This is a genomic window from Rhizobacter sp., assembly GCF_046595475.1.
Classification (GTDB): Bacteria; Pseudomonadota; Gammaproteobacteria; order Burkholderiales; family Burkholderiaceae_C; genus Rhizobacter.
The window spans coordinates 16886-34510 of record NZ_JBKJOQ010000098.1; the positions used below are offsets into that span (position 1 = coordinate 16886).

The window sequence follows — 17625 nt, forward strand, 5'->3', positions numbered from 1 at the left end:
GTCAACCGGCCATGCCGTTCGCGGTGAGCGTCAGCACGCGATCGGCCCGCGCAGCGGCGGCGCGCGAGTGCGTCACCAGCACACAGGCTGCACCCTGTTCGCGCACCTGAGTGGCCAGCAAATCCATCATCTTCTCGGCCGTGGCGGGGTCTAGGTTGCCGGTGGGCTCGTCGGCGAGGATGAGCTGCGGCCTGTGCACCAGCGCACGCGCCAGCGCCACGCGCTGCAGCTGGCCACCCGAGAGTGTTTGCGGCAGCCGCGGCCCGAGCCCTTGCAGGCCGACAGCGGTGAGCAAGTTTTCTACACGCGCATCGTCGGGTCGCCGTTGCAGCAGCAGAGGCAGACCCACGTTTTGCGCCACGCTCAGGTGCGGCAACACATGGAAGGCCTGAAACACAAAGCCGAGGTGCTGGCGCCGAAACAGCGCCTGCTCGGCTTCGGGCAGCGTGGTGATGGGCGTGCCGGCGATGTGCACCGAGCCACTCGCCACGGTGTCTAGCCCCGCGATGCAGTTGAGCAGCGTCGATTTGCCCACGCCCGACTCACCGAGGATGGCGACGAACTCGCCCGCCGCGACGTTCAAGTCGACGTTGCTGAAGATGGCCGACTCGCCGTAACGCTTGGCGAGGCCGCGCACTTCGAGCAGATCAGCCAAGCGTCAGCTCCGAGGCCAGGCGCACGCCGAGCGCAGTGGCCTGGGCCAAGGCATCGGGTGCGTCGCAAGCCACGATTTGCCGCTGCGGCATGCCGCGCAGCCAGGTGATCTGCCGCTTGGCGAGCTGGCGCGTGGCGGCCACGCCGCGCTCGGGCAGCTCGCTCTGGTCGCCTTCGACCAGCGCCTCCCAGGTCTGGCGGTAGCCCACGCAGCGCATGGAGGGCATGTCGGCGTTGAGGTCACCACGCGCTTCGAGGGCAACCACCTCGTTCACCAGGCCCTGTTCGAGCATTTGGTGAAAGCGCTGCTCGATGCGCTGGTGCAGCCAGGCACGGTCGGTGGGCTCTAGCGAAATCAGCGGCGGCGTTTCGACTGTGGCCTTCTCGCTGTGGAACGACGACATGGGCTGGCCGCTCACCCGATACACCTCAAGCGCGCGCTGGATGCGCTGCTGGTCAGCGGGCTTCAGGCGCGCGGCGGTGATGGGGTCTACGCGCTCCAACTCGCGGTACAGCGCGTGCAAGCCTTTGCGCTCCAGCTCATCGCTGAGTGCCGCACGCACGGCGCGGTCAGCGGCGGGCATGGCGTCCAGCCCTTCGAACAAAGCCTTGAAGTACAGCATGGTGCCGCCCACCAGCAGCGGCAGGTGGCCGCGTGCCGCAATCTCGGTGATGAGCGCTTGCGCATCGGCCACGAAGCGCGCGGCCGAATACGACTCGCTGGGCTCGATGATGTCGATCAGGTGATGTGGCACCTGCGCACGCTCGGCGGCGCTGGGCTTGGCGGTGCCGATGTCCATGCCGCGGTACACCAGGGCCGAGTCGACGCTGATGATCTCGACGGGTCGCGTGGCGGCCAGCGCTTCGGCGATGGCGAGTGCCGCGGCTGTCTTGCCCGAGGCGGTGGGGCCGGCGAGGCACAGGTAGTTGAAAGAAGAGGTGGTCATGCAGTCTTGGGGATAGAGGGAGTGGCATGCGGGTCGCCGTGGCGCTGCACCAGCGTCCAGGCCACCAGCGCCAGGCAAATGCTGAAGGCGCACACACCCAGGGTCATGGGGTAGACGGTGCCATTGAAGCTGTGGCCCAACCACAGCCCCACGGCGAAGGCGCTCAGTGTCATGCACAAGCCCGACAACGAAGCGGCAGTGCCCGCCATTTCAGGGAACTGGCCGACCGCGCCCGCCTGCCCGCAGGGCTGGTGTATGCCGTGGCCCATGGCATACAACCACTGCGGCACCGCGATGGCCCAGGGGCTGTGTAAGCCCAGCAAGCTCAGTGCACCCATGCTCAGGCCGCCCGCCAGTGAGAGCCCGCCGCCCACCGCGACCGTGCCGCGCAGCCCGCGCGCCAGCAGCAGTCGGCGGCAGAGAAAGGTGCCGGTCACATAGGCCATGGAGCTGGAAAACAGAAACGCGCCATAGGCGATGCGCGAAGTGCCCAGCACGTCGATGAACACGAACGATGAGCCTGCCAGCATCATGAAGAGCCCGCCATAGGTCAGCGCCGACAGCGCAACCCACGCCTGGAAGGTTGGGTGGCGTGCCACGCTGGCCCAGTTGCGCAGCATGGGGGCGATCTGTGTGGCGGTGGGGTTGCGCTGCGGCACGGTTTCTTCGAAGCGCCAGGCCACCGCACCCAGCGCCAGGGCGCCGAACGCCGCGGGCACGCTGAGCGCGGCGTGCCAGTCGGCCCATTGCACGGCCAGCCCACCGATCAGCGGGCTGGCCATCGCGATGAAGCCCAGGCCGGTGAGGGCGCGCGACATCACGCGTGCCCCTTCGTGCGGTGCGTACAGATCGCGAATGATGGATCGCCCACATGTCACCGCCGCCGCCATGGCAGCGCCTTGAAGCGCGCGCCACAGGATCAGCCAGCCGATGCTGGGCGCTGTGGCGCTGAGCACGCTCGCGGCCGTGTAGAGCGAGAGCCCGAACAGCAGCACCGGCCGGCGCCCATAGCGGTCGGCCAGCGGCCCGCAGATGAGCTGGCCGATGCCAAAGCAGATGATGAGGGCCGACAAGGTGAGCTGCGCGGCCGACGCCGTGGTGTGCAGGTCATGTGCCAGCATGGGCAGCGCAGGCAGATACAGGTCGGTGGTGACGGGCTGGATGCCCAGCAGCAGCGTGAGCACCAGCACGACGGTGGCGGGGTTCATGGCCGCCTTAGGCGCTGCAACCTCAAGCGCCACTTGCAGCAGCCTCAGCTGCCTGCGCGAGTATGGCCATGGTGATGCGCGACACGCAGGTGAGTTGGCCTTTCTCGTTTGTCACGTCGATCTGCCAAACATGCGTGGTGCGGCCGATGTGGATGGGGCGGGCGGTGCCGGTCACCCAGCCTTCGCTTGCGCTGCGGATGTGGTTGGCGTTGATGTCCAGGCCTACGGCGCGGTGGCCGGTGGGCGAAGAGAAGGCAGCGCCGCAAGAGCCCAGCGTCTCGGCCAGCACCACCGAGATGCCGCCGTGCAAGATGCCTGCGGGCTGCTTGGTGCGTGCGTCGACGGGGCAGCGGGCGCGTATGAAATCGTCACCCACTTCTAGGAACTCGATGCCCAGCAGCGCCACCGTGGTGTTGACGTGGATGGCGGTGAGCAATTCAACCGAGGCGGGCTGCTTCCAGATGGCGGTCATGGTGAAGTGACGTCGTGGAGAAACGCCGATTCTGGCAGGCGCCTGTGGTCACCGCCCGTGCTTGACCCCGGTGCCCTGCGCCTTGGTGTGGCAGGCCTTGCAGTAGAACTTGCGCGTGCCTTGTTGCCAGGCGCTCAGGGTGCGCCGGGAGTGGGTGAACTTGACCGAGCAGCCGGCACAGGTGAAGCGCAGGTTGGACGGGCCGCCTTCCACTCGGCGCCCCACGCTGCGCGTGCGCTTGGCCCGACGGTGCAGGTACCACATCCCGATGAGAAAGGCGACGGCGGCAACGCCAATGGCAAACAAGAACTCAGCGGTGAAGGGAAAGTACATCCGCGCAGCTTGCCACAGGCCAGCCTTCAGCTCGTGGAAGGCGGCGATTCGGAGCGGCGTTGCTAGGATGCGCACTCTTCACAGTGCAGGAGCAGTTCATGACTAAAACCAGGCGCATCGTGGCCGCCCTTGTGGCCACTTGCATCGGCTTCGTGCAGGCCGCACAGGCGGGCGGGCTGATCACCACCGAGCAGGTGGCCGCGAGTCAGGGCCTGCGCACCGCGGCTGAAGAGCGCGCGCTGGTGATGGCCACACTGGAGCGGGCCGACGTGTCGGCTGCACTCGTAGAGCGCGGGGTGAGCCTTGCGCAGGCTCGGGCACGCGTGGCGGCCATGACCGATGCCGAAGCGGCGCGGCTGGCCGCCGAGATCGACAAATCGCCTGCGGGTGGGGCAAGCGAGCTGATCGGCACGCTGGCGCTGGTGTTCGTGGTGCTGCTGTTCACAGACATCCTGGGCTACACCCACATCTTCCCGTTCATCCACCCGGCACGCTGAGCGTGTGTTGATTCACCGCGCCGTTCTGGCGCTCTTGCTGGTGCTGATGGGCCTCTCAGGCCTGTCAGGCTGTGCGGTGCAAACGGCGGCACTGCGCGCCCACCCGCCGCCCGGCCTGCCGCTCAGTGCCGAGCTGTCGGCCACACCCTTCTTCGCGCAAACCGAATACCAGTGCGGCCCCGCGGCGCTGGCCACAGCGCTGGGTGCTGTTGGCAATGCGACTTCGCCGGCCACGCTGGGCGACGAAGTGTTTTTGCCCGCGCGCGAAGGTAGCTTGCAGACCGAGATGCTGGCCGGGGCACGCCGGCATGGGGCTGTTGCCACGTTGATTCCCCCCACGCTGGTAGCCGTGTTGCGCGAAGTGGCCGCCGGCCATGTGGTGGTGGTGCTGCAAAACCTGGGCCTGAGCTTCGTGCCGCTCTGGCACTACGCGGTGGTGGTGGGCTACGACCTTGACGCGGGCGAGATGCTGCTTCGCTCGGGCACCACGCAGCGCGAGACCATGCGCATGCGCACCTTCGAGCACACCTGGGCGCGCTCGGGCCATTGGGCGTTTGTCGCCTTGCCACCGGGTGTGTGGCCCACCACAGCGCAATTGCCGGCAGTGACCGAGGCCGCGGTGGGCTTCGAGCGCAGTGCAACGCCGACGCAGGCCTTGCGCATGTATGAGAGCGCCGTGCAGCGCTGGCCTGACGACCTCACGCTGGCGATCGGCCTCGGCAACGCTGCGTATGCCACTGGCGACAAGCGCCGCGCCGCCGTGGTGTTTGGCGCAGCGGCCGAGCGACACGACAGTGGCGCCGCCTGGGTCAACTTGGCGAACGTGTTGCTGGAGCTGGGTGAGCGAGGAGCCGCCGTGGCGGCGGCGCAGCGCGCGGTGGGCGACCCGCGCTGGGGCACCATGGCGCGCGAGATCGTGTCGGCTCAGAACTTGAGCGGTGTCGGTTTACCGCTCCGCTCGCCCTGAGCGAAGTATTCCTCGCGATGCACCGAAAGACGGTGGGAAGAAACAAACATGCCAGTCATCAGACTGGCACAGGGCGAACCGAATCGCGGCCTCAGCCCACCATGCGGCCGTAGCGGTCGAGGGTTACCAGCTCTACGTACTTCGAGCCTTGCGTGCTGCCGGGCGAGAACTGCACGGTGTAGCCGCCGAGGTCGGCGCGCAGCGTGCTGAGCGCCTCCTTCATGCTGCGCTTGCCCACGGTGGCCACCTTCATCGCGTTGCGCGCCGCCTCTACGGCAATGCGCCCGCTGATGTAGCCCTCAAGCGTGGTGACGCTCATTTTCACGTCGGTGTTGAGCGCGGTCAGGTCTTGCTGGCAGCGGCTGACCACAGGCAGGCCCAGTGATGAGGGGCGTGGCACCACCACACTCAGGATGGCGCTTTGCTTCTTGGCCGACAGCGTTTCGATCAGGTCTTGCCCCGCCATCGACGAGGCGTAAAACATGCCACGGTACTTGGCTGCGTTCATCTGCTCGATGATGGCCGCCACTGGCGTTGCGCCGGCCACGAAGAGCACGCAGTCGAGGTTGGCCGAGATCAGCTTGCTCGCGGCGAGCTGGAACGAGGCGGGCGTTTGCTCAACCGCAATCGCTTCGCGCGGTGCGATGCCGGCGGCAGCCAGCGCGCTGGTCATGGCCGTGAGGTTGGGGGCGCTGGTTTCCTGGGTGTAGACCAGGCCCACGCGCAGCAGGGCGCGCTCTTTGGCATAGGACACCATGCGCTTGAATTCGAGGTCGTAGCCGGCGCGCACGTTATAGGCCGCGGTGGGCTTGTCGCCGCGCAGGCCCATGGTGCCGCTGGCGGTGCCGAGCAAGGGCATTTGGCTCAGGTCTATGGCGCTCATGGAGGCCTCGGCGCCGGCGCCGCTGGTCAGGCCGATGAGGGCTGCGACGTTGGAGCCCAGCAGCGTGCCCACGTTTTGAACGCAGCGCTCGGCTGAGCCGGCGTCGTCGAGCGTGATCAGCTCGAAGCGCGTGCCACCTGTCTTGGAAGCCGCCTCGAACGCCGCCACGATGCCGGCCCGTATGTCGCGCCCTTTCTCGGCGCTGGCGCCGCTCATGGCCGCCGATTGCCCGAACTTGACGACCGCGGTCTGTGCCAACGCGAAGCGTGGGAGCCCCACCGCGACGCTGCCAACCAAACCACCCAGGACCAGATTTCTGCGCTTCATGACGTTTCCTCGTTGCCCTTGCCAGGAGCGCATTAACTGCGCATTCGAGGTGTTACGCCGTGTCAGGTTGTTGCGCCCGCAAATTTCATAAGCCAAGTGCAACCCCCTGTTTGCGGGGGAATCGCACACTTTTCGCCTCGGGTTTTCCCAAGTGCGCCGCTTACGTGTGGACACGAAGTCGGAAGTGCACGTGCTAATTGAAGCGATCGAAACAGAGCTTGCGGGCGACGAGCGCTAGGCCCGAAGGCAGGGTGGCTTCAGAAGAACGCGCCCAAAGTGTTGATCAGGCGAAGTGCTCGGTGCCGCGAAGGTAGCGCCACTGCCCCGCCGGCAGGTCGCCCAGCATGATTGCGCCCACGCGCACCCGCTTCAAGCCCAGCACCGTCAGGCCCACCTGCTCGCACATGCGGCGAATTTGGCGCTTCTTGCCTTCGCGCAGCACAAAGCGCAGCTGGTCGTCGTTGACCCACTCCACTACTGCCGGGCGCAAGGCCTCGCCGTCGAGCTCGAGGCCGTGGTTGAGCAGTGCGAGTTGGTCGTCGGGCAAGGCCAAGCCATCGATGGTGTTCACGCGCACCAGGTATTCCTTTTCGACTTCGCTGTCTTCGCCGATCAGCTGCTTGGCGATGCGGCCGTCTTGCGTCAGCACCAGGAGGCCCACCGAATCGATGTCGAGCCGGCCGGCCGGCGCCAGGCCCCGCATGTGGCTGTGCAGGTAGCGCACGCCGGAGCGGTCTTCTTTCCACTGGTTTTGCGGGGTGACCAGCACCGAGGCGGGCTCGTAGCCGTCTTCGGCCTGGCCGCTCACGTAGCCCACCGGCTTGTTGATGAGGATGGTGACCTTCAAGGCCTGGGCGTCCCGTGCCTTGGCCTCGATGGTGATGAGCTGGCCGGGCAGCACGCGCGAGCCAAGCTCGTTGACCACCTTGCCGTCGACGCGCACCCAGCCTTTGGGGATCCACTCGTCGGCCTCGCGCCGCGAAGCAATGCCCAGCTCGCTCATGCGCTTGGACAGGCGCATGCTGCCGGGCTGTTCGGCGTGCTGGGGGAATTCGTCGTCGTCATCGTCGTCATGCTGAGGGCGCATCGGCGTGTTGCGCGGGCCGCCGAAGGCTTTGTTCGGCCCGCCGAACGCGGTGTTCGGCCCCGAAGGCGTGGCAGGGCGCGGGCCGTGGGGCCGCGGCGTTGCGCGCGGGTCACGCTGGGGTGCGCCGCGGCCGTCGTCGCGCGGGCCGCCGTAGGGCACGTTGACGGGGCCGCGCCCGTCGTCGCGAGGGCCGCCGTACGGTGCGTTGGCCGGACCGCGCGGGGCGCTGCGACCCTCTTGGCGTTGATCACTTCGGCGCTGGTCGTCGCGCCGGGGCGGGCGTGCCTGCGGCGGGCGGTCTTGGCGCGGCCGGTCGTCTCGCTGCATGCGTGGGTCGGTGCGCTCGTCGCGGCGCTGGGGAGGGCGCTGGCGCGGTGCTTCGGGCTCATCGCGGCGCTTGAAGTCGGCTGGCGGCTTGTCACCGAAGCGCTGGCGCAGTTGCTCTTGGTAGCGCGCTTCACGCTCCGCGCGCTGCGTTTGGGCCTCGGCCAGGGTGGGGCGCTTCTTCACGCCAGAGCCGGCGCCGCGCACGGGGGCTCGATCAGGCTTGGCAGAGGTGGAGCGGGGGCCGGCAGGGGTTTTCAGTTTCAGCGTGGCCATGGTGTCGTCTCGGTTGCGCCCTTGGGTAAGCAAGCGATTGGAACATGGGCGCTCAGGGCCTCACCCCCGCGGGTGGTGTGTCGCATGCAGCGATTTCAGCCGCTCGCGCGCCACATGGGTGTAGATGGTGGTGGTGGAGATGTCGGCGTGGCCCAGCAGCATTTGCACCGCGCGTAAATCGGCGCCGTGGTTCAGCAAGTGGGTGGCAAAGGCGTGGCGCAGCGTGTGCGGCGACAGCGGCACGCTCACGTGGCCCTGCAAGGCGTATTTCTTGATGAGCTGCCAGAACATCTGCCGTGTCATCGGCCCGCCGCGGCCGGTGACGAAAAGCGCATCGCTCGCTTGGCCGTGCAGGATGGTGGCGCGCGCCTCGGCCAGGTAGCGCGTCAGCCAGGCATGGGCCTCTTCGCCAAACGGCACCAGGCGCTCCTTGGCACCTTTGCCGGTGACGCGCAGCACACCGTCGCTCAGGCTCAGGTGCACGCTCTTGAGCGTGACCAGCTCGCTCACCCGCAGGCCGCTCGCGTACATCAGCTCGAGCATGGTGCGGTCGCGCAGACCGAGCGGCGTGTCGGTGTCGGGGGCGTTGAGCAGAGTTTCGACCTGCGCCTCGCTCAGCACCTTGGGCACGCGCAGTGGCTGTTTGGCGCTCAAGAGCTTGAGCGTGGGGTCGGTGCTCAACAGGTGCTCGCGCAAGGCCCAGCGGAAATAGCGCTTGAACACCGTGAGCCGCCGGTTGGCGCTGGTGGGTTTGCTTCCGGCGTGGTGCGCAATGGCATGCTCGCGCAGGTCGGTCTCGGTGCTGTCGTTGAGCGATTTGCCGGCGCTCTGCGCCAGCCACTGCGCGTAGAGCGTCAGGTCACGGCGGTAGGCGGCCAGGGTGTTGGGTGAAAGGCCGTCTTCAATCCACAGCGCGTCGATGAAACGATCGATCGCGCCGTGGCTGGCGGTCACGGCGGCAGTCAATCCAGCGAGAGCTTCTGTTGCACCACGACCTTCTTGTAGACCGCCAACTCGGCCTTGATCTGCTCGGCGAACTGCTCGGGGGTGTTGGCCACGATCAGCGAGCCGGTGTCTTCAATGCGTTTCTTCACGGCCGGGTCTTCAAGGGTTTTCTTGACGGCTGCGTTCACCTTGTCGACTACTTCCTTCGGCAGGCCCTTGGGACCATAGATGCCGTAGTAGGCCATGCGGTTCACTGCCTCTAGCCCCACTTCCTTGAAGGTGGGCACATCCGGCAGGGCCGCCAGGCGATTGGGCGCGGCCACCACGATGGCGATCAGGCGGCCGTCTTTGATGAAGGGCAGGGCTGAGGGCATGTTGTCGAAGATCATCGGCACCTGGCCGGCCACGGTGTCGTTGAGCGCTGGGCCTGCACCGCGATACGGAATGTGGGTGACGAAGGTGCCCGACAGGTTCTTGAAGAGCTCCATCTGCAGATGGCCAATGCCGCCCGTGCCCGAGCTGGCGAAGGAATACTTGCCTGGGTTCTTCTTGAGTTCGGCGATGAAGCCCTTGTAGTCGCGCGCCGGGAAGCTTGGGTGCACGGCGATCACGTTGGGCGTGGCCGCCACGTTGATGATGGGTGTGAAATCGGTGATGGGGTTGTATGGAATCTTCGGGTTGATGGCCGGGTTGGCCGCCGTGGTCGACACCGTGGCCATGCCCAGCGAGTAGCCATCAGGCGCGGCTTTGGCGATTTCATTGGCGCCGATGGAGCCGCCACCGCCGGCCTTGTTCTCGACGATCATGCTTTGGCCGAGCGCGACGTGCATCTTCTCGGCCACCACGCGGGCCACGATGTCGGTGGTGCCGCCCGGGGCAAACGGCACCACCAGGCGCACTGGCTTGCTGGGGTAAGCCTGGGCCCATGCGCCGGAGACGGCAGTCAAGAGGCTGGTGGCGAGAAGAAGGGTTCTGCGCTGCATGCGTGTTCCTAGGCAATGGAAAGCGGGTTGAAGGCAGATGCTGCACGCTGAAGGGCGGGCTGGCGACTGTGGAAACTACGCAGCAGTTTGCACTGGCAAACTCGACCCATGACCCATGGCCTCTTGTTGCTGCCAGATTTTTTGCTCATCGCCTGCGGCTTCCTGCTATGCCGCTACACCGCGTTAGACCGCCCGCTATGGGAGAGCGCCGAGCGCCTGGTGTACTACCTGCTGTTCCCGGTGCTGCTCTTCAATTCCATCGTCAACAGCCGCCTGCAGCCCTTGCAGACGCTGAGCCTGGCGGCGGTTGGCGTGGGTCTCACCTTGTGTGGCATTGCGCTGGCATTTGCGCTGCGGCGCTGGCCAGGGGTCGACGCGCGCATGCATGCTTCGGGCGCTCAGATTGCCTTTCGCTTTAACTCGTACATCGCGCTGGCGCTGTCCGAGCGCCTGGGTGGCGCGCAGGGCGTGGCCTGGATGGCGCTGCTGATCGCCTTGTGCGTGCCGCTGGTCAACGTGGCAGCGGTGTGGTCACTGGCGCGGCACGGTGGCCATGCGTATTTGCGCGAGCTGCTGCGCAACCCCTTGATCATCAGCACGGCGGCGGGCTTGCTGGCCAATGTGCTGGGGCTGAAGTTTCCCGACGCGGTGGCGACCACGCTGCAGCGCATCGGGGTGGCCGCGCTGCCGGTGGGCCTGCTGGCGGTGGGGGCGGGGCTCAAGCTGGGTGGGCTCAAACGTGCGCCGGGTCTGGCCGCGGCGCTGTTGGGCATACGGCATGTGGTGCTCCCGGCGCTGGCCATCGGCTTCACGATGGCAATCGTGCTGCCGACCGAGCAGCGGCTGATCGTGGTGTTGTTTTCGGCGCTGCCCACTGCATCCAGCGCCTACGTGCTGGCGGCTCGCATGGGGGGCGATGCGCCTTATGTGGCGGGCCTGGTCACGCTGTCGACGGTGCTGGGCATGCTCAGCATTCCGTTGTGGTTAGCGGTGTTGCAGGCGGTGACCGCTTGACTCAGGCGGTTTGCGCCAGCGCCCAATCGATGTGCTCGCGCACCAACTCGCTGGCGTTGCTGCGCGCGCTTTGCAAGGCTTCGACCATGTCCACATCGGGTAGCGCGCGCAAGGCGTTGCCTAAGCCGACCGCGAGGTTGCGGCGCCAGCGCTGGTAGCCGATGCGGCGTATGGGGCCGCCTTCGGTGTACCGCAGAAAATCTTCTTCCGACCAGCCCCACAGCTGCAGCAGCGTGGCATGGGTGAGGGGCTGGCGCGTGTCGAAGTCGGGCAGGGTGCTGGCCTGGGCGTATTTGTTCCAGGGGCAGACGAGCTGGCAGTCGTCGCAGCCGTAGATGCGGTTGCCCATGGGGGCACGCAGCTCCTCGGGGATGGGGCCGTCGTGCTCGATGGTCAGATAAGAGATGCAGCGCCGCGCATCCACCCGATACGGGCCGATGATGGCCTGCGTGGGGCACACGTCTATGCAAGCGCTGCAGCTGCCGCAATGCGAGCCCACCGGCTGCGACAGCGGCAGCGGCAGGTCGATGTAGATCTCACCCAGAAAAAACATGGAGCCGGCCTCGCGGTGCAAAGCAAGCGTGTGCTTGCCACGCCAGCCGATGCCGCTGCGCGAGGCGAGCTCCACTTCGAGCACGGGCGCCGAGTCGGTGAAAGCGCGGTGGCCGAGCGGGCCGACCGCTTCAGCCAGACGCTGGGCGAGCGTTTGCAGTCGCGAGCGCAAGACCTTGTGGTAGTCGCGCCCTCTTGCGTACATCGACACGCCGGCCTGTCCCGGGTCGGCGAGGTGCTGCCACTCGATGGCTTGCCAGTCGTTGCCGGTGCCGCGCGGCAGGTAGTCCATGCGCGCCGTGATCACGCGCACCGTGCCCGGCACCAGCTCGGCCGGCCGAGCTCGCTTTACGCCGTGCGCGGCCATGTAGCCCATGCTGCCGTGAAAGCCGTTGTGCAGCCACGCCATGAGGCCCGGCTCGGCCGAGGACAAATCGACATCGGCCACCCCGATCTGGGAAAATCCGAGTGCCGACGCCCACTCGCGCAAGCGGGACACCAACGCGATCAGGCTTTCTTCATCCAACATGCGAGCGACTGTCATTTGCCGATTCTAGGAACCTGCACTGTGCAATGGGCTGACGAAGCCGCTTGCGCCACCACCGCCCAGGCGCTTGCGCAGCGTCCGGCGCTGCGCGAGGCCTTCATTGAACTGCACGGCACGCTGGGGGCGGGCAAGACGACCTTCGTGCGCCACTTGCTGCAGGCGCTGGGTGTGCAGGGGCGCATCAAGAGCCCCACTTACGCGGTGATGGAGTCGTATGAGTTGCCCGGCTTGCCCATCTGGCATTTCGACTTCTACCGCTTCAAAGACCCGCAAGAGTTTGAAGATGCGGGTTTTCGCGACGTGTTCGCGAGTGAGGGGCTCAAGCTGGCCGAGTGGCCCGAGCAGGCCGCGGGTTTGTTGCCTGTGCCTGATCTGCGCATGGAACTCATTCCGCTTGAAGGAGACGAACGCTGCGTGAGATTTGATGCCTGCACACCGCGTGGTCTGGAGCTTCTGCCTTGAAGCGGCGGGATGTGCTGCGTGGAGCGGGGAGTCTTGCACTGCTGCTGAGTGCTCATGAGATCGCGTTTGGCGCCAGCATCGTCGCGGTGCGCGTGTGGCCGGCCGATGAATACACCCGCGTGACGCTCGAGTCCGATCAGGCGCTGTCGATACGTCACTTCATGGCCGACAAGCCGCAGCGCCTGGTGATCGACATCGATGGGCTGGAGCTGAGCCCCGAGCTGCGCGAGATTGTGGGCAAGGTGCGATCCGACGACCCGTTCATCGCCGGTGTGCGAGTAGGGCAAAACCAGCCGCGCGTGGTGCGTCTGGTGATCGACCTGAAGCAGGCCACGGCGCCTCAGCTGTTCACGCTGGCGCCGGTGGCAGCCTATCAGCATCGGCTGGTGTTCGACCTCAAGCCCACGCACGAGCGCGACCCCTTGCTGGAGCTCATCCTGGACAAAGAGCAAGCCGAGCAAAAGGCCGCGCAGGCGGTGCAAGACGCACTGGGCGAGTTCATCGGCAAGATGAACAAGCCGGTGGGCCCCCGGCCCGCGGCTTCGGCGCCGGCCGTGGTGGCACCGGTGCTGCCGCCGCTTTCCAAATCGCGCATCGACCGCCTCATCATCGTGGCGCTAGACCCCGGGCATGGCGGCGAAGACCCCGGTGCAAGTGGCCCCACTGGCCTGCGCGAGAAAGATGTGGTGCTCGCCATCGCCCTGAAGCTGCGCGACAGCCTGAATGCGCTGCCCGGCATGCGCGCCATGCTCACGCGAGATGGCGACTACTTTGTGCCGCTGCAAGAGCGCGTGCGCAAGGCGCGGCGCGTGCAGGCCGATCTCTTCGTGTCGCTCCACGCTGACGCGTTCTTCAAGCCACAGGCGCGCGGCGCTTCGGTGTTTGCCCTGTCGCAACACGGCGCCAGCAGCACCGCGGCGCGCTGGATGGCCGACAAGGAAAACGCAGCCGACATGGTGGGAGGCGTCAACATCAAAGCCAAGGACGCCGCCGTGCTGCGTGCCCTGCTCGACATGAGCACCACCGCCCAGATCAAGGACAGCCTGAAGCTCGGCGGCGAGGTGCTGGGGCAGATGGGCAAGGTGGGCAAGCTGCACAAGGGCAGCGTAGAGCAGGCCGGCTTCGCGGTGCTGAAGGCCCCCGACGTGCCCTCGATATTGGTTGAGACAGCCTTCATTTCCAACCCGGAAGAAGAGGCCAAGCTGCGCAGCGTCGACCACCAGAATCGCCTGGTCGAGGCGCTCACCACCGGCATCAAGCGCTACTTCGCCAAGAACCCGCCGCTGGCGCGGCAACGCCAGCTGTAGACACACTACATAGGAGCGCTCATGCTCTATCGCCTTGTTGCCCTGCTGGTCGCGTCGGCCGTGGTTTCGTCCTGTAGCCATGTGCCCGTTGAAGCGCATGCATGCCCCCCCGGTGTGCCGGCAGACACGCGTTGCGTGGCCGGTGTTGATTCGTTCGGTGCGCAGTTCCTGATCGCCGTACCGGCCCAGTGGAATGGCACCCTCGTCTTGCACGCGCATGGCGGCCCGGAGCTGGGCCCTCCTCAACTCAAGCGCACCGAAGAGGACCTGAAGCGCTGGGCCATCTTCACCCGCGCGGGCTATGCCTGGGCCGGGTCGGCCTTCCGCACGGGAGGCGTGTCGGTGCGCACGGCGGCCGCCGACACCGAGCGGCTGCGCGGCATCTTTGTCGACACCTTCGGCGCGCCCAAGCGCGTGATCCTGCATGGCCAGTCGTGGGGCGCGAGCGTTGCGGCGCGCGCTGCCGAGACCACGGCGCTGCTCTACGATGGTGTGTTGCTCACAAGCGGTGTGCTGGGTGGCGGCAGCCAGTCATACGACTTTCGGCTAGACCTGCGGGTGGTGTACCAGGCGGTCTGCGGCAATCACCCCCGCCCCGATGAGCCAGCCTATCCGCTGTGGCAAGGGCTGCCGCTGGCCTCGAAGCTGACGCGCGTTGAGCTGTCGCGGCGTGTGAACGACTGCACCGGGGTGGGCAAGCCAGCCGCGCAGCGCAGCGAGGCGCAGCAGAAGAACCTGAAGACCTTGCTCGACGTGATCCGCATTCCCGAGCGCTCACTGGTAGGCCACCTGGCTTGGGGCACCTGGCACTTTCAAGACATCGTCTTCAAGCGGCTGAACGGGCGCAACCCCTTCGGCAACGACACCGTGCGCTACAGCGGCTCGGCCGACGATGCGGCGCTGAATGAGAAGGTCGCTCGTTACCGTGCCGACCCGCAGGCGCAGGCCGATTTCGCGGTCGACACCGACCCCACCGGGCGCATCGCCGCGCCGGTGCTCACGCTGCACGCGGTGGACGATCCCACCGCCTTCATCGAGCTGGAGTCTGCGTTCCACGACACCATGGCCAAGGCCGCAACGGCGGACCATCTGGTGCAGGCCTACACCCGCGACATGGAGCACAGCTACCTCAGCGATGCGCAGTACGTGGCGGCGATCGAGAGCTTGCTGGCCTGGGTGGAAAAGGGCGAGAAACCCGATGCTGCTGAACTGGTTTTACGCTGCGCGCGGCTCGACGCTCGCTTCGAGCCGGCAACAGGCTGCCGCTTTTTGCCAGAGTACCGACCGGCGACCCTGGGGCAGCGCGTGCCAGCGCGCTGAGCTCAGGAGCTTTTCGGCTTGCGGCGTGCCTTCCAGGCACCGAAGATCACCAAGAGCCCGGGCAGCAAGATGGCGGCCCAGATGATCTTGTCCAGGTTTTCCTTGATCCAGGGGATGCCGCCGAACACGTAGCCGGCGGTCGTCACACCGCCCACCCACAGAGCTGCACCGCTCACGTCATACAAGGTGAACTTGCCACGCGTCATCTGCGCCACGCCGGCCACGAAAGGCGCGAAGGTGCGCAGGAAGGGCATGAAGCGCGCCGCGATGATGGTGATGCCCCCGTATTTTTCGTAGAAGGCGTGGGCTTGCTCGAAGGCCTTTTTGTTGAAGAAGCGAGAGTTCTCCCACTTGAACACCTTGGGCCCGAAGTAGCGGCCGATGGTGTAGTTGCTCTGGTTGCCGAGTATGGCTGCGGCTGTCAGCAAACCGATCGACAGAGGCAGGCTCATCAGGCCGGCGCCGCACATCGTGCCCACGACGAACAGCAGCGAGTCGCCGGGCAGGAAAGGCATCACCACGACGCCGGTTTCCACGAAGATGATCAGGAAGAGCAGGGCATAGACCCAGGCGCCGTAGGTCTGCACGAAGGTGGCCAGGTGCACGTCGACGTGCAGGATGAAATCGAAGAGAAAGCCGAGGATGTCCATGCGGCGGCATTATCGGGGTGGGCCTGGTGAGGGGCTTGTTGGGGTGCGGGGGCGGATTCATACAATGCCCCGATGAACGCCGTGCCGCAGCCCACCCTCCGCCGCCCCATACGCGAGCTGCCCGATGAGTTGATCAGCCAGATTGCCGCCGGTGAGGTGGTGGAGCGCCCGGCCTCGGTGGTGCGCGAGCTGGTCGACAACGCGCTCGATGCGGGCGCCACCGAGGTGGTGGTCAAGCTGATGGCGGGGGGCGTGCGCAGCATCGTGGTTGAAGACGATGGTGCCGGCATTCCATCTGACGAGCTGCCCCTGGCCTTGCGCCGCCATGCCACCAGCAAGATTGCCTCGCTCAACGAGCTGGAAAACGTGGCGACCATGGGCTTTAGAGGCGAGGCGCTTGCGGCCATCGCCTCTGTGGCCGAGCTGAGCATTGCCAGCCGCACCCACGGTGCAAGCCACGCGCAGCGCATCGACGCCCGCTCGGGCGAGCTGGTGCCGGCAGCGCGCGGCGTGGGCACAAGCGTGGAGGTGCGTGAGCTGTTCTTCAGCACGCCGGCACGCCGCAAATTCTTGAAGACCGACGCGACCGAGCTGGCGCATTGTGTTGAGGCCGTGCGCCGGCATGCCCTGGTGCGGCCCGATGTGGGTTTTGCCATCTGGCACGAAGGCAGGCTGGTGCAGCAGTGGCGTCGTGCAACGGCACCGGGCCAGCGCGTGCGCGAGGTGCTGGGCGAAGAATTCATCAGTGAAAGCCGTGAGGTGTCGTTCGCGATCGGCCCGCTGCGCGTGACCGGCCGGGCCGGCACGCCTGCTGCTGCACGCACGCGTGCCGATCAGCAATATGTTTACGTCAACGGCCGCTATGTGCGCGACAAGCTGCTGGCCCACGGTGTGCGGTCGGCCTACGAAGACGTGCTGCATGGCGGTCGCCAGCCGGCTTATGTGCTGTTCATCGAGATCTCGCCAGAGCGGGTGGACGTGAACGTGCACCCGACCAAGATCGAGGTGCGCTTTCGTGATTCACGGGAGGTGCATCAGGCAGTGCGGCGTGCGGTTGAGTCTGGGCTGGCGCCGCCGCAGGCTGCAACGGCGTCATCCTCAACGCCGCAGGCAAGCGCGACCCCTCAGTCTCAGGCGCCTGGCATTCTTTCAAGCTACCGACCGCTTGCGTCACAGGCTTCGCTGGGTTTGGAGCAAGTTGCGGTGCTGTATGCCCAGGAGCCCGCCGCTGCATGGGTGGTGCCGGCCACTGCCGCTGCTGTCGCCTTGCCCGTCGGTGATTTGCCACTCGGCATGGCGGTCGCGCAAATCGGCGGTGTGTTCGTGCTGGCCGAAAACGCGCAGGGGCTGGTCATTGTCGACATGCATGCGGCGCACGAGCGCATCGTCTATGAGCGATTGAAGGCGAGCCTGGGCGCCGCCGCGATCGAGTCGCAGCCTTTGCTGATCCCTGCGACGTTTGCGGCCACGGCGCAAGAGATCGCAACCACGCAGTCTCAGACTGAGAACCTGCTGAAGCTGGGGCTGGATGTGTCGGTGTTGTCGGCCACGACCCTGGCGGTGCGCTCGCGGCCTGCCGCACTGGCCGGTGGCGACGTGGTGGAGCTTGCGCGCAGCGTGCTGGCCGAGCTGGCGCAGTACGACGCCAGCAGCGTGATCCAGCGCGCCCAGCATGAGCTGCTGTCGACCATGGCCTGCCACGGTGCGGTGCGCGCCAACCGCCAGCTCACCGTCGACGAGATGAATGCGCTGCTGCGCGACATGGAGCGCACAGCGCGCGCCGACCAGTGCAACCATGGTCGCCCGACTTGGCGGCAGATCACCATGAAAGAGCTCGACGCCCTGTTCTGGCGCGGGCGCTGAAGAGGGC

At 66.6% G+C, this 17625-nt stretch carries 18 protein-coding genes; 7 read left to right on the top strand and 11 right to left on the bottom strand.

Annotation, left to right across the window (positions count from 1 at the left end; all coding sequences use genetic code 11):
- Position 1 precedes the first annotated feature (1 nt).
- From AC30QB_RS18175 to AC30QB_RS18195, 5 genes are read right to left on the bottom strand one after another with little or no spacing between them, the layout of a single operon-like run.
- Positions 2-646 carry an ABC transporter ATP-binding protein gene (locus AC30QB_RS18175; protein ID WP_489547718.1) on the bottom strand — a complete coding sequence of 215 codons (645 nt, stop codon included), beginning with the start codon at positions 644-646 and terminating at the stop codon, positions 2-4.
- A gap of 1 nt (position 647) precedes the next feature.
- Entirely contained in the window at positions 648-1601 is a 954-nt protein-coding gene (gene miaA / locus AC30QB_RS18180; RefSeq protein ID WP_489547669.1) for a tRNA (adenosine(37)-N6)-dimethylallyltransferase MiaA, read from the bottom strand.
- The gene (locus AC30QB_RS18185; protein WP_489547670.1) at positions 1598-2809 is read right to left on the bottom strand and encodes a multidrug effflux MFS transporter; all 1212 of its coding nucleotides are present in this window, start codon (positions 2807-2809) and stop codon (positions 1598-1600) included. Before AC30QB_RS18185 ends, miaA begins: the two co-directional genes overlap by 4 nt.
- Positions 2810-2831: 22 nt before the next feature.
- Positions 2832-3281, bottom strand: coding sequence for a hotdog fold thioesterase (locus tag AC30QB_RS18190; protein WP_489547671.1), 450 nt, complete (start codon positions 3279-3281; stop codon positions 2832-2834).
- 48 nt (positions 3282-3329) lie between these two features.
- Positions 3330-3689, bottom strand: coding sequence for a hypothetical protein (locus AC30QB_RS18195; RefSeq protein WP_489547672.1), 360 nt, complete (start codon positions 3687-3689; stop codon positions 3330-3332).
- A gap of 23 nt (positions 3690-3712) precedes the next feature.
- Between AC30QB_RS18195 and AC30QB_RS18200 the strand changes: the two genes are divergently transcribed.
- Together AC30QB_RS18200 and AC30QB_RS18205 are read left to right on the top strand one after the other, a co-directional pair.
- On the top strand, positions 3713-4111 hold the full coding sequence (locus AC30QB_RS18200) for a PA2779 family protein (RefSeq protein WP_489547673.1): 399 nt from the start codon (positions 3713-3715) through the stop codon (positions 4109-4111).
- Between the two features lie 4 nt (positions 4112-4115).
- The gene (locus tag AC30QB_RS18205) at positions 4116-5078 is read left to right on the top strand and encodes a PA2778 family cysteine peptidase (protein ID WP_489547674.1); all 963 of its coding nucleotides are present in this window, start codon (positions 4116-4118) and stop codon (positions 5076-5078) included.
- A gap of 91 nt (positions 5079-5169) precedes the next feature.
- On the opposite strand, the gene AC30QB_RS18210 is transcribed toward AC30QB_RS18205, so the two are convergent.
- The 4 genes from AC30QB_RS18210 to AC30QB_RS18225 form a co-directional block, all read right to left on the bottom strand.
- A complete protein-coding gene (locus AC30QB_RS18210; protein ID WP_489547675.1) occupies positions 5170-6288 on the bottom strand; it encodes an ABC transporter substrate-binding protein in 1119 nt (372 codons plus the stop codon).
- Positions 6289-6571: 283 nt separating this feature from the next.
- A complete protein-coding gene (locus AC30QB_RS18215; protein ID WP_489547676.1) occupies positions 6572-7975 on the bottom strand; it encodes a pseudouridine synthase in 1404 nt (467 codons plus the stop codon).
- A gap of 60 nt (positions 7976-8035) precedes the next feature.
- A complete protein-coding gene (gene xerD / locus AC30QB_RS18220) occupies positions 8036-8941 on the bottom strand; it encodes a site-specific tyrosine recombinase XerD (RefSeq protein ID WP_489547677.1) in 906 nt (301 codons plus the stop codon).
- On the bottom strand, positions 8938-9903 hold the full coding sequence (locus AC30QB_RS18225) for a tripartite tricarboxylate transporter substrate binding protein BugE (RefSeq protein WP_489547678.1): 966 nt from the start codon (positions 9901-9903) through the stop codon (positions 8938-8940). The genes xerD and AC30QB_RS18225 overlap by 4 nt, the downstream gene beginning before the upstream one ends.
- A 108-nt stretch (positions 9904-10011) precedes the next feature.
- On the opposite strand from AC30QB_RS18225, the gene AC30QB_RS18230 reads away from it, so the two are divergent.
- Positions 10012-10917, top strand: a complete 906-nt coding sequence (locus tag AC30QB_RS18230; RefSeq protein ID WP_489547679.1) for an AEC family transporter — start codon at positions 10012-10014, stop codon at positions 10915-10917.
- 1 nt (position 10918) lies between these two features.
- Here AC30QB_RS18230 and queG read toward each other — a convergent pair whose 3' ends face one another.
- Positions 10919-12013: a tRNA epoxyqueuosine(34) reductase QueG gene (gene queG, locus AC30QB_RS18235; protein ID WP_489547680.1), complete on the bottom strand. Its 1095-nt coding sequence runs from the start codon at positions 12011-12013 to the stop codon at positions 10919-10921.
- Positions 12014-12037: 24 nt separating this feature from the next.
- Between queG and tsaE the strand changes: the two genes are divergently transcribed.
- From tsaE to AC30QB_RS18250, 3 genes are read left to right on the top strand one after another with little or no spacing between them, the layout of a single operon-like run.
- Positions 12038-12478 (top strand): tRNA (adenosine(37)-N6)-threonylcarbamoyltransferase complex ATPase subunit type 1 TsaE, encoded by a 441-nt coding sequence (gene tsaE, locus AC30QB_RS18240; protein ID WP_489547681.1) that lies wholly within the window; start codon positions 12038-12040, stop codon positions 12476-12478.
- Positions 12475-13785 carry an N-acetylmuramoyl-L-alanine amidase gene (locus AC30QB_RS18245; RefSeq protein ID WP_489547682.1) on the top strand — a complete coding sequence of 437 codons (1311 nt, stop codon included), beginning with the start codon at positions 12475-12477 and terminating at the stop codon, positions 13783-13785. The genes tsaE and AC30QB_RS18245 overlap by 4 nt, the downstream gene beginning before the upstream one ends.
- Before the next feature lie 21 nt (positions 13786-13806).
- Positions 13807-15105 carry an alpha/beta hydrolase family protein gene (locus AC30QB_RS18250; protein ID WP_489547683.1) on the top strand — a complete coding sequence of 433 codons (1299 nt, stop codon included), beginning with the start codon at positions 13807-13809 and terminating at the stop codon, positions 15103-15105.
- 2 nt (positions 15106-15107) lie between these two features.
- Here AC30QB_RS18250 and AC30QB_RS18255 read toward each other — a convergent pair whose 3' ends face one another.
- On the bottom strand, positions 15108-15755 hold the full coding sequence (locus AC30QB_RS18255) for a DedA family protein (RefSeq protein WP_489547684.1): 648 nt from the start codon (positions 15753-15755) through the stop codon (positions 15108-15110).
- A 72-nt stretch (positions 15756-15827) separates the two neighbouring features.
- On the opposite strand from AC30QB_RS18255, the gene mutL reads away from it, so the two are divergent.
- Positions 15828-17618, top strand: coding sequence for a DNA mismatch repair endonuclease MutL (gene mutL / locus AC30QB_RS18260; protein ID WP_489547685.1), 1791 nt, complete (start codon positions 15828-15830; stop codon positions 17616-17618).
- Positions 17619-17625: the final 7 nt, after the last annotated feature.

Coding starts and splice junctions, on each gene's coding strand:
- AC30QB_RS18255 (WP_489547684.1), bottom strand. CDS start 15,755: ATGGACATCCTCGGCTTTCTCTTCGATTTCATCCTGCACGTCGACGTG.
- AC30QB_RS18210 (WP_489547675.1), bottom strand. CDS start 6,288: ATGAAGCGCAGAAATCTGGTCCTGGGTGGTTTGGTTGGCAGCGTCGCG.
- mutL (WP_489547685.1), top strand. CDS start 15,828: ATGAACGCCGTGCCGCAGCCCACCCTCCGCCGCCCCATACGCGAGCTG.
- AC30QB_RS18190 (WP_489547671.1), bottom strand. CDS start 3,281: ATGACCGCCATCTGGAAGCAGCCCGCCTCGGTTGAATTGCTCACCGCC.
- AC30QB_RS18250 (WP_489547683.1), top strand. CDS start 13,807: ATGCTCTATCGCCTTGTTGCCCTGCTGGTCGCGTCGGCCGTGGTTTCG.
- AC30QB_RS18215 (WP_489547676.1), bottom strand. CDS start 7,975: ATGGCCACGCTGAAACTGAAAACCCCTGCCGGCCCCCGCTCCACCTCT.
- miaA (WP_489547669.1), bottom strand. CDS start 1,601: ATGACCACCTCTTCTTTCAACTACCTGTGCCTCGCCGGCCCCACCGCC.
- AC30QB_RS18200 (WP_489547673.1), top strand. CDS start 3,713: ATGACTAAAACCAGGCGCATCGTGGCCGCCCTTGTGGCCACTTGCATC.
- AC30QB_RS18225 (WP_489547678.1), bottom strand. CDS start 9,903: ATGCAGCGCAGAACCCTTCTTCTCGCCACCAGCCTCTTGACTGCCGTC.
- queG (WP_489547680.1), bottom strand. CDS start 12,013: ATGACAGTCGCTCGCATGTTGGATGAAGAAAGCCTGATCGCGTTGGTG.
- AC30QB_RS18230 (WP_489547679.1), top strand. CDS start 10,012: ATGACCCATGGCCTCTTGTTGCTGCCAGATTTTTTGCTCATCGCCTGC.
- AC30QB_RS18185 (WP_489547670.1), bottom strand. CDS start 2,809: ATGAACCCCGCCACCGTCGTGCTGGTGCTCACGCTGCTGCTGGGCATC.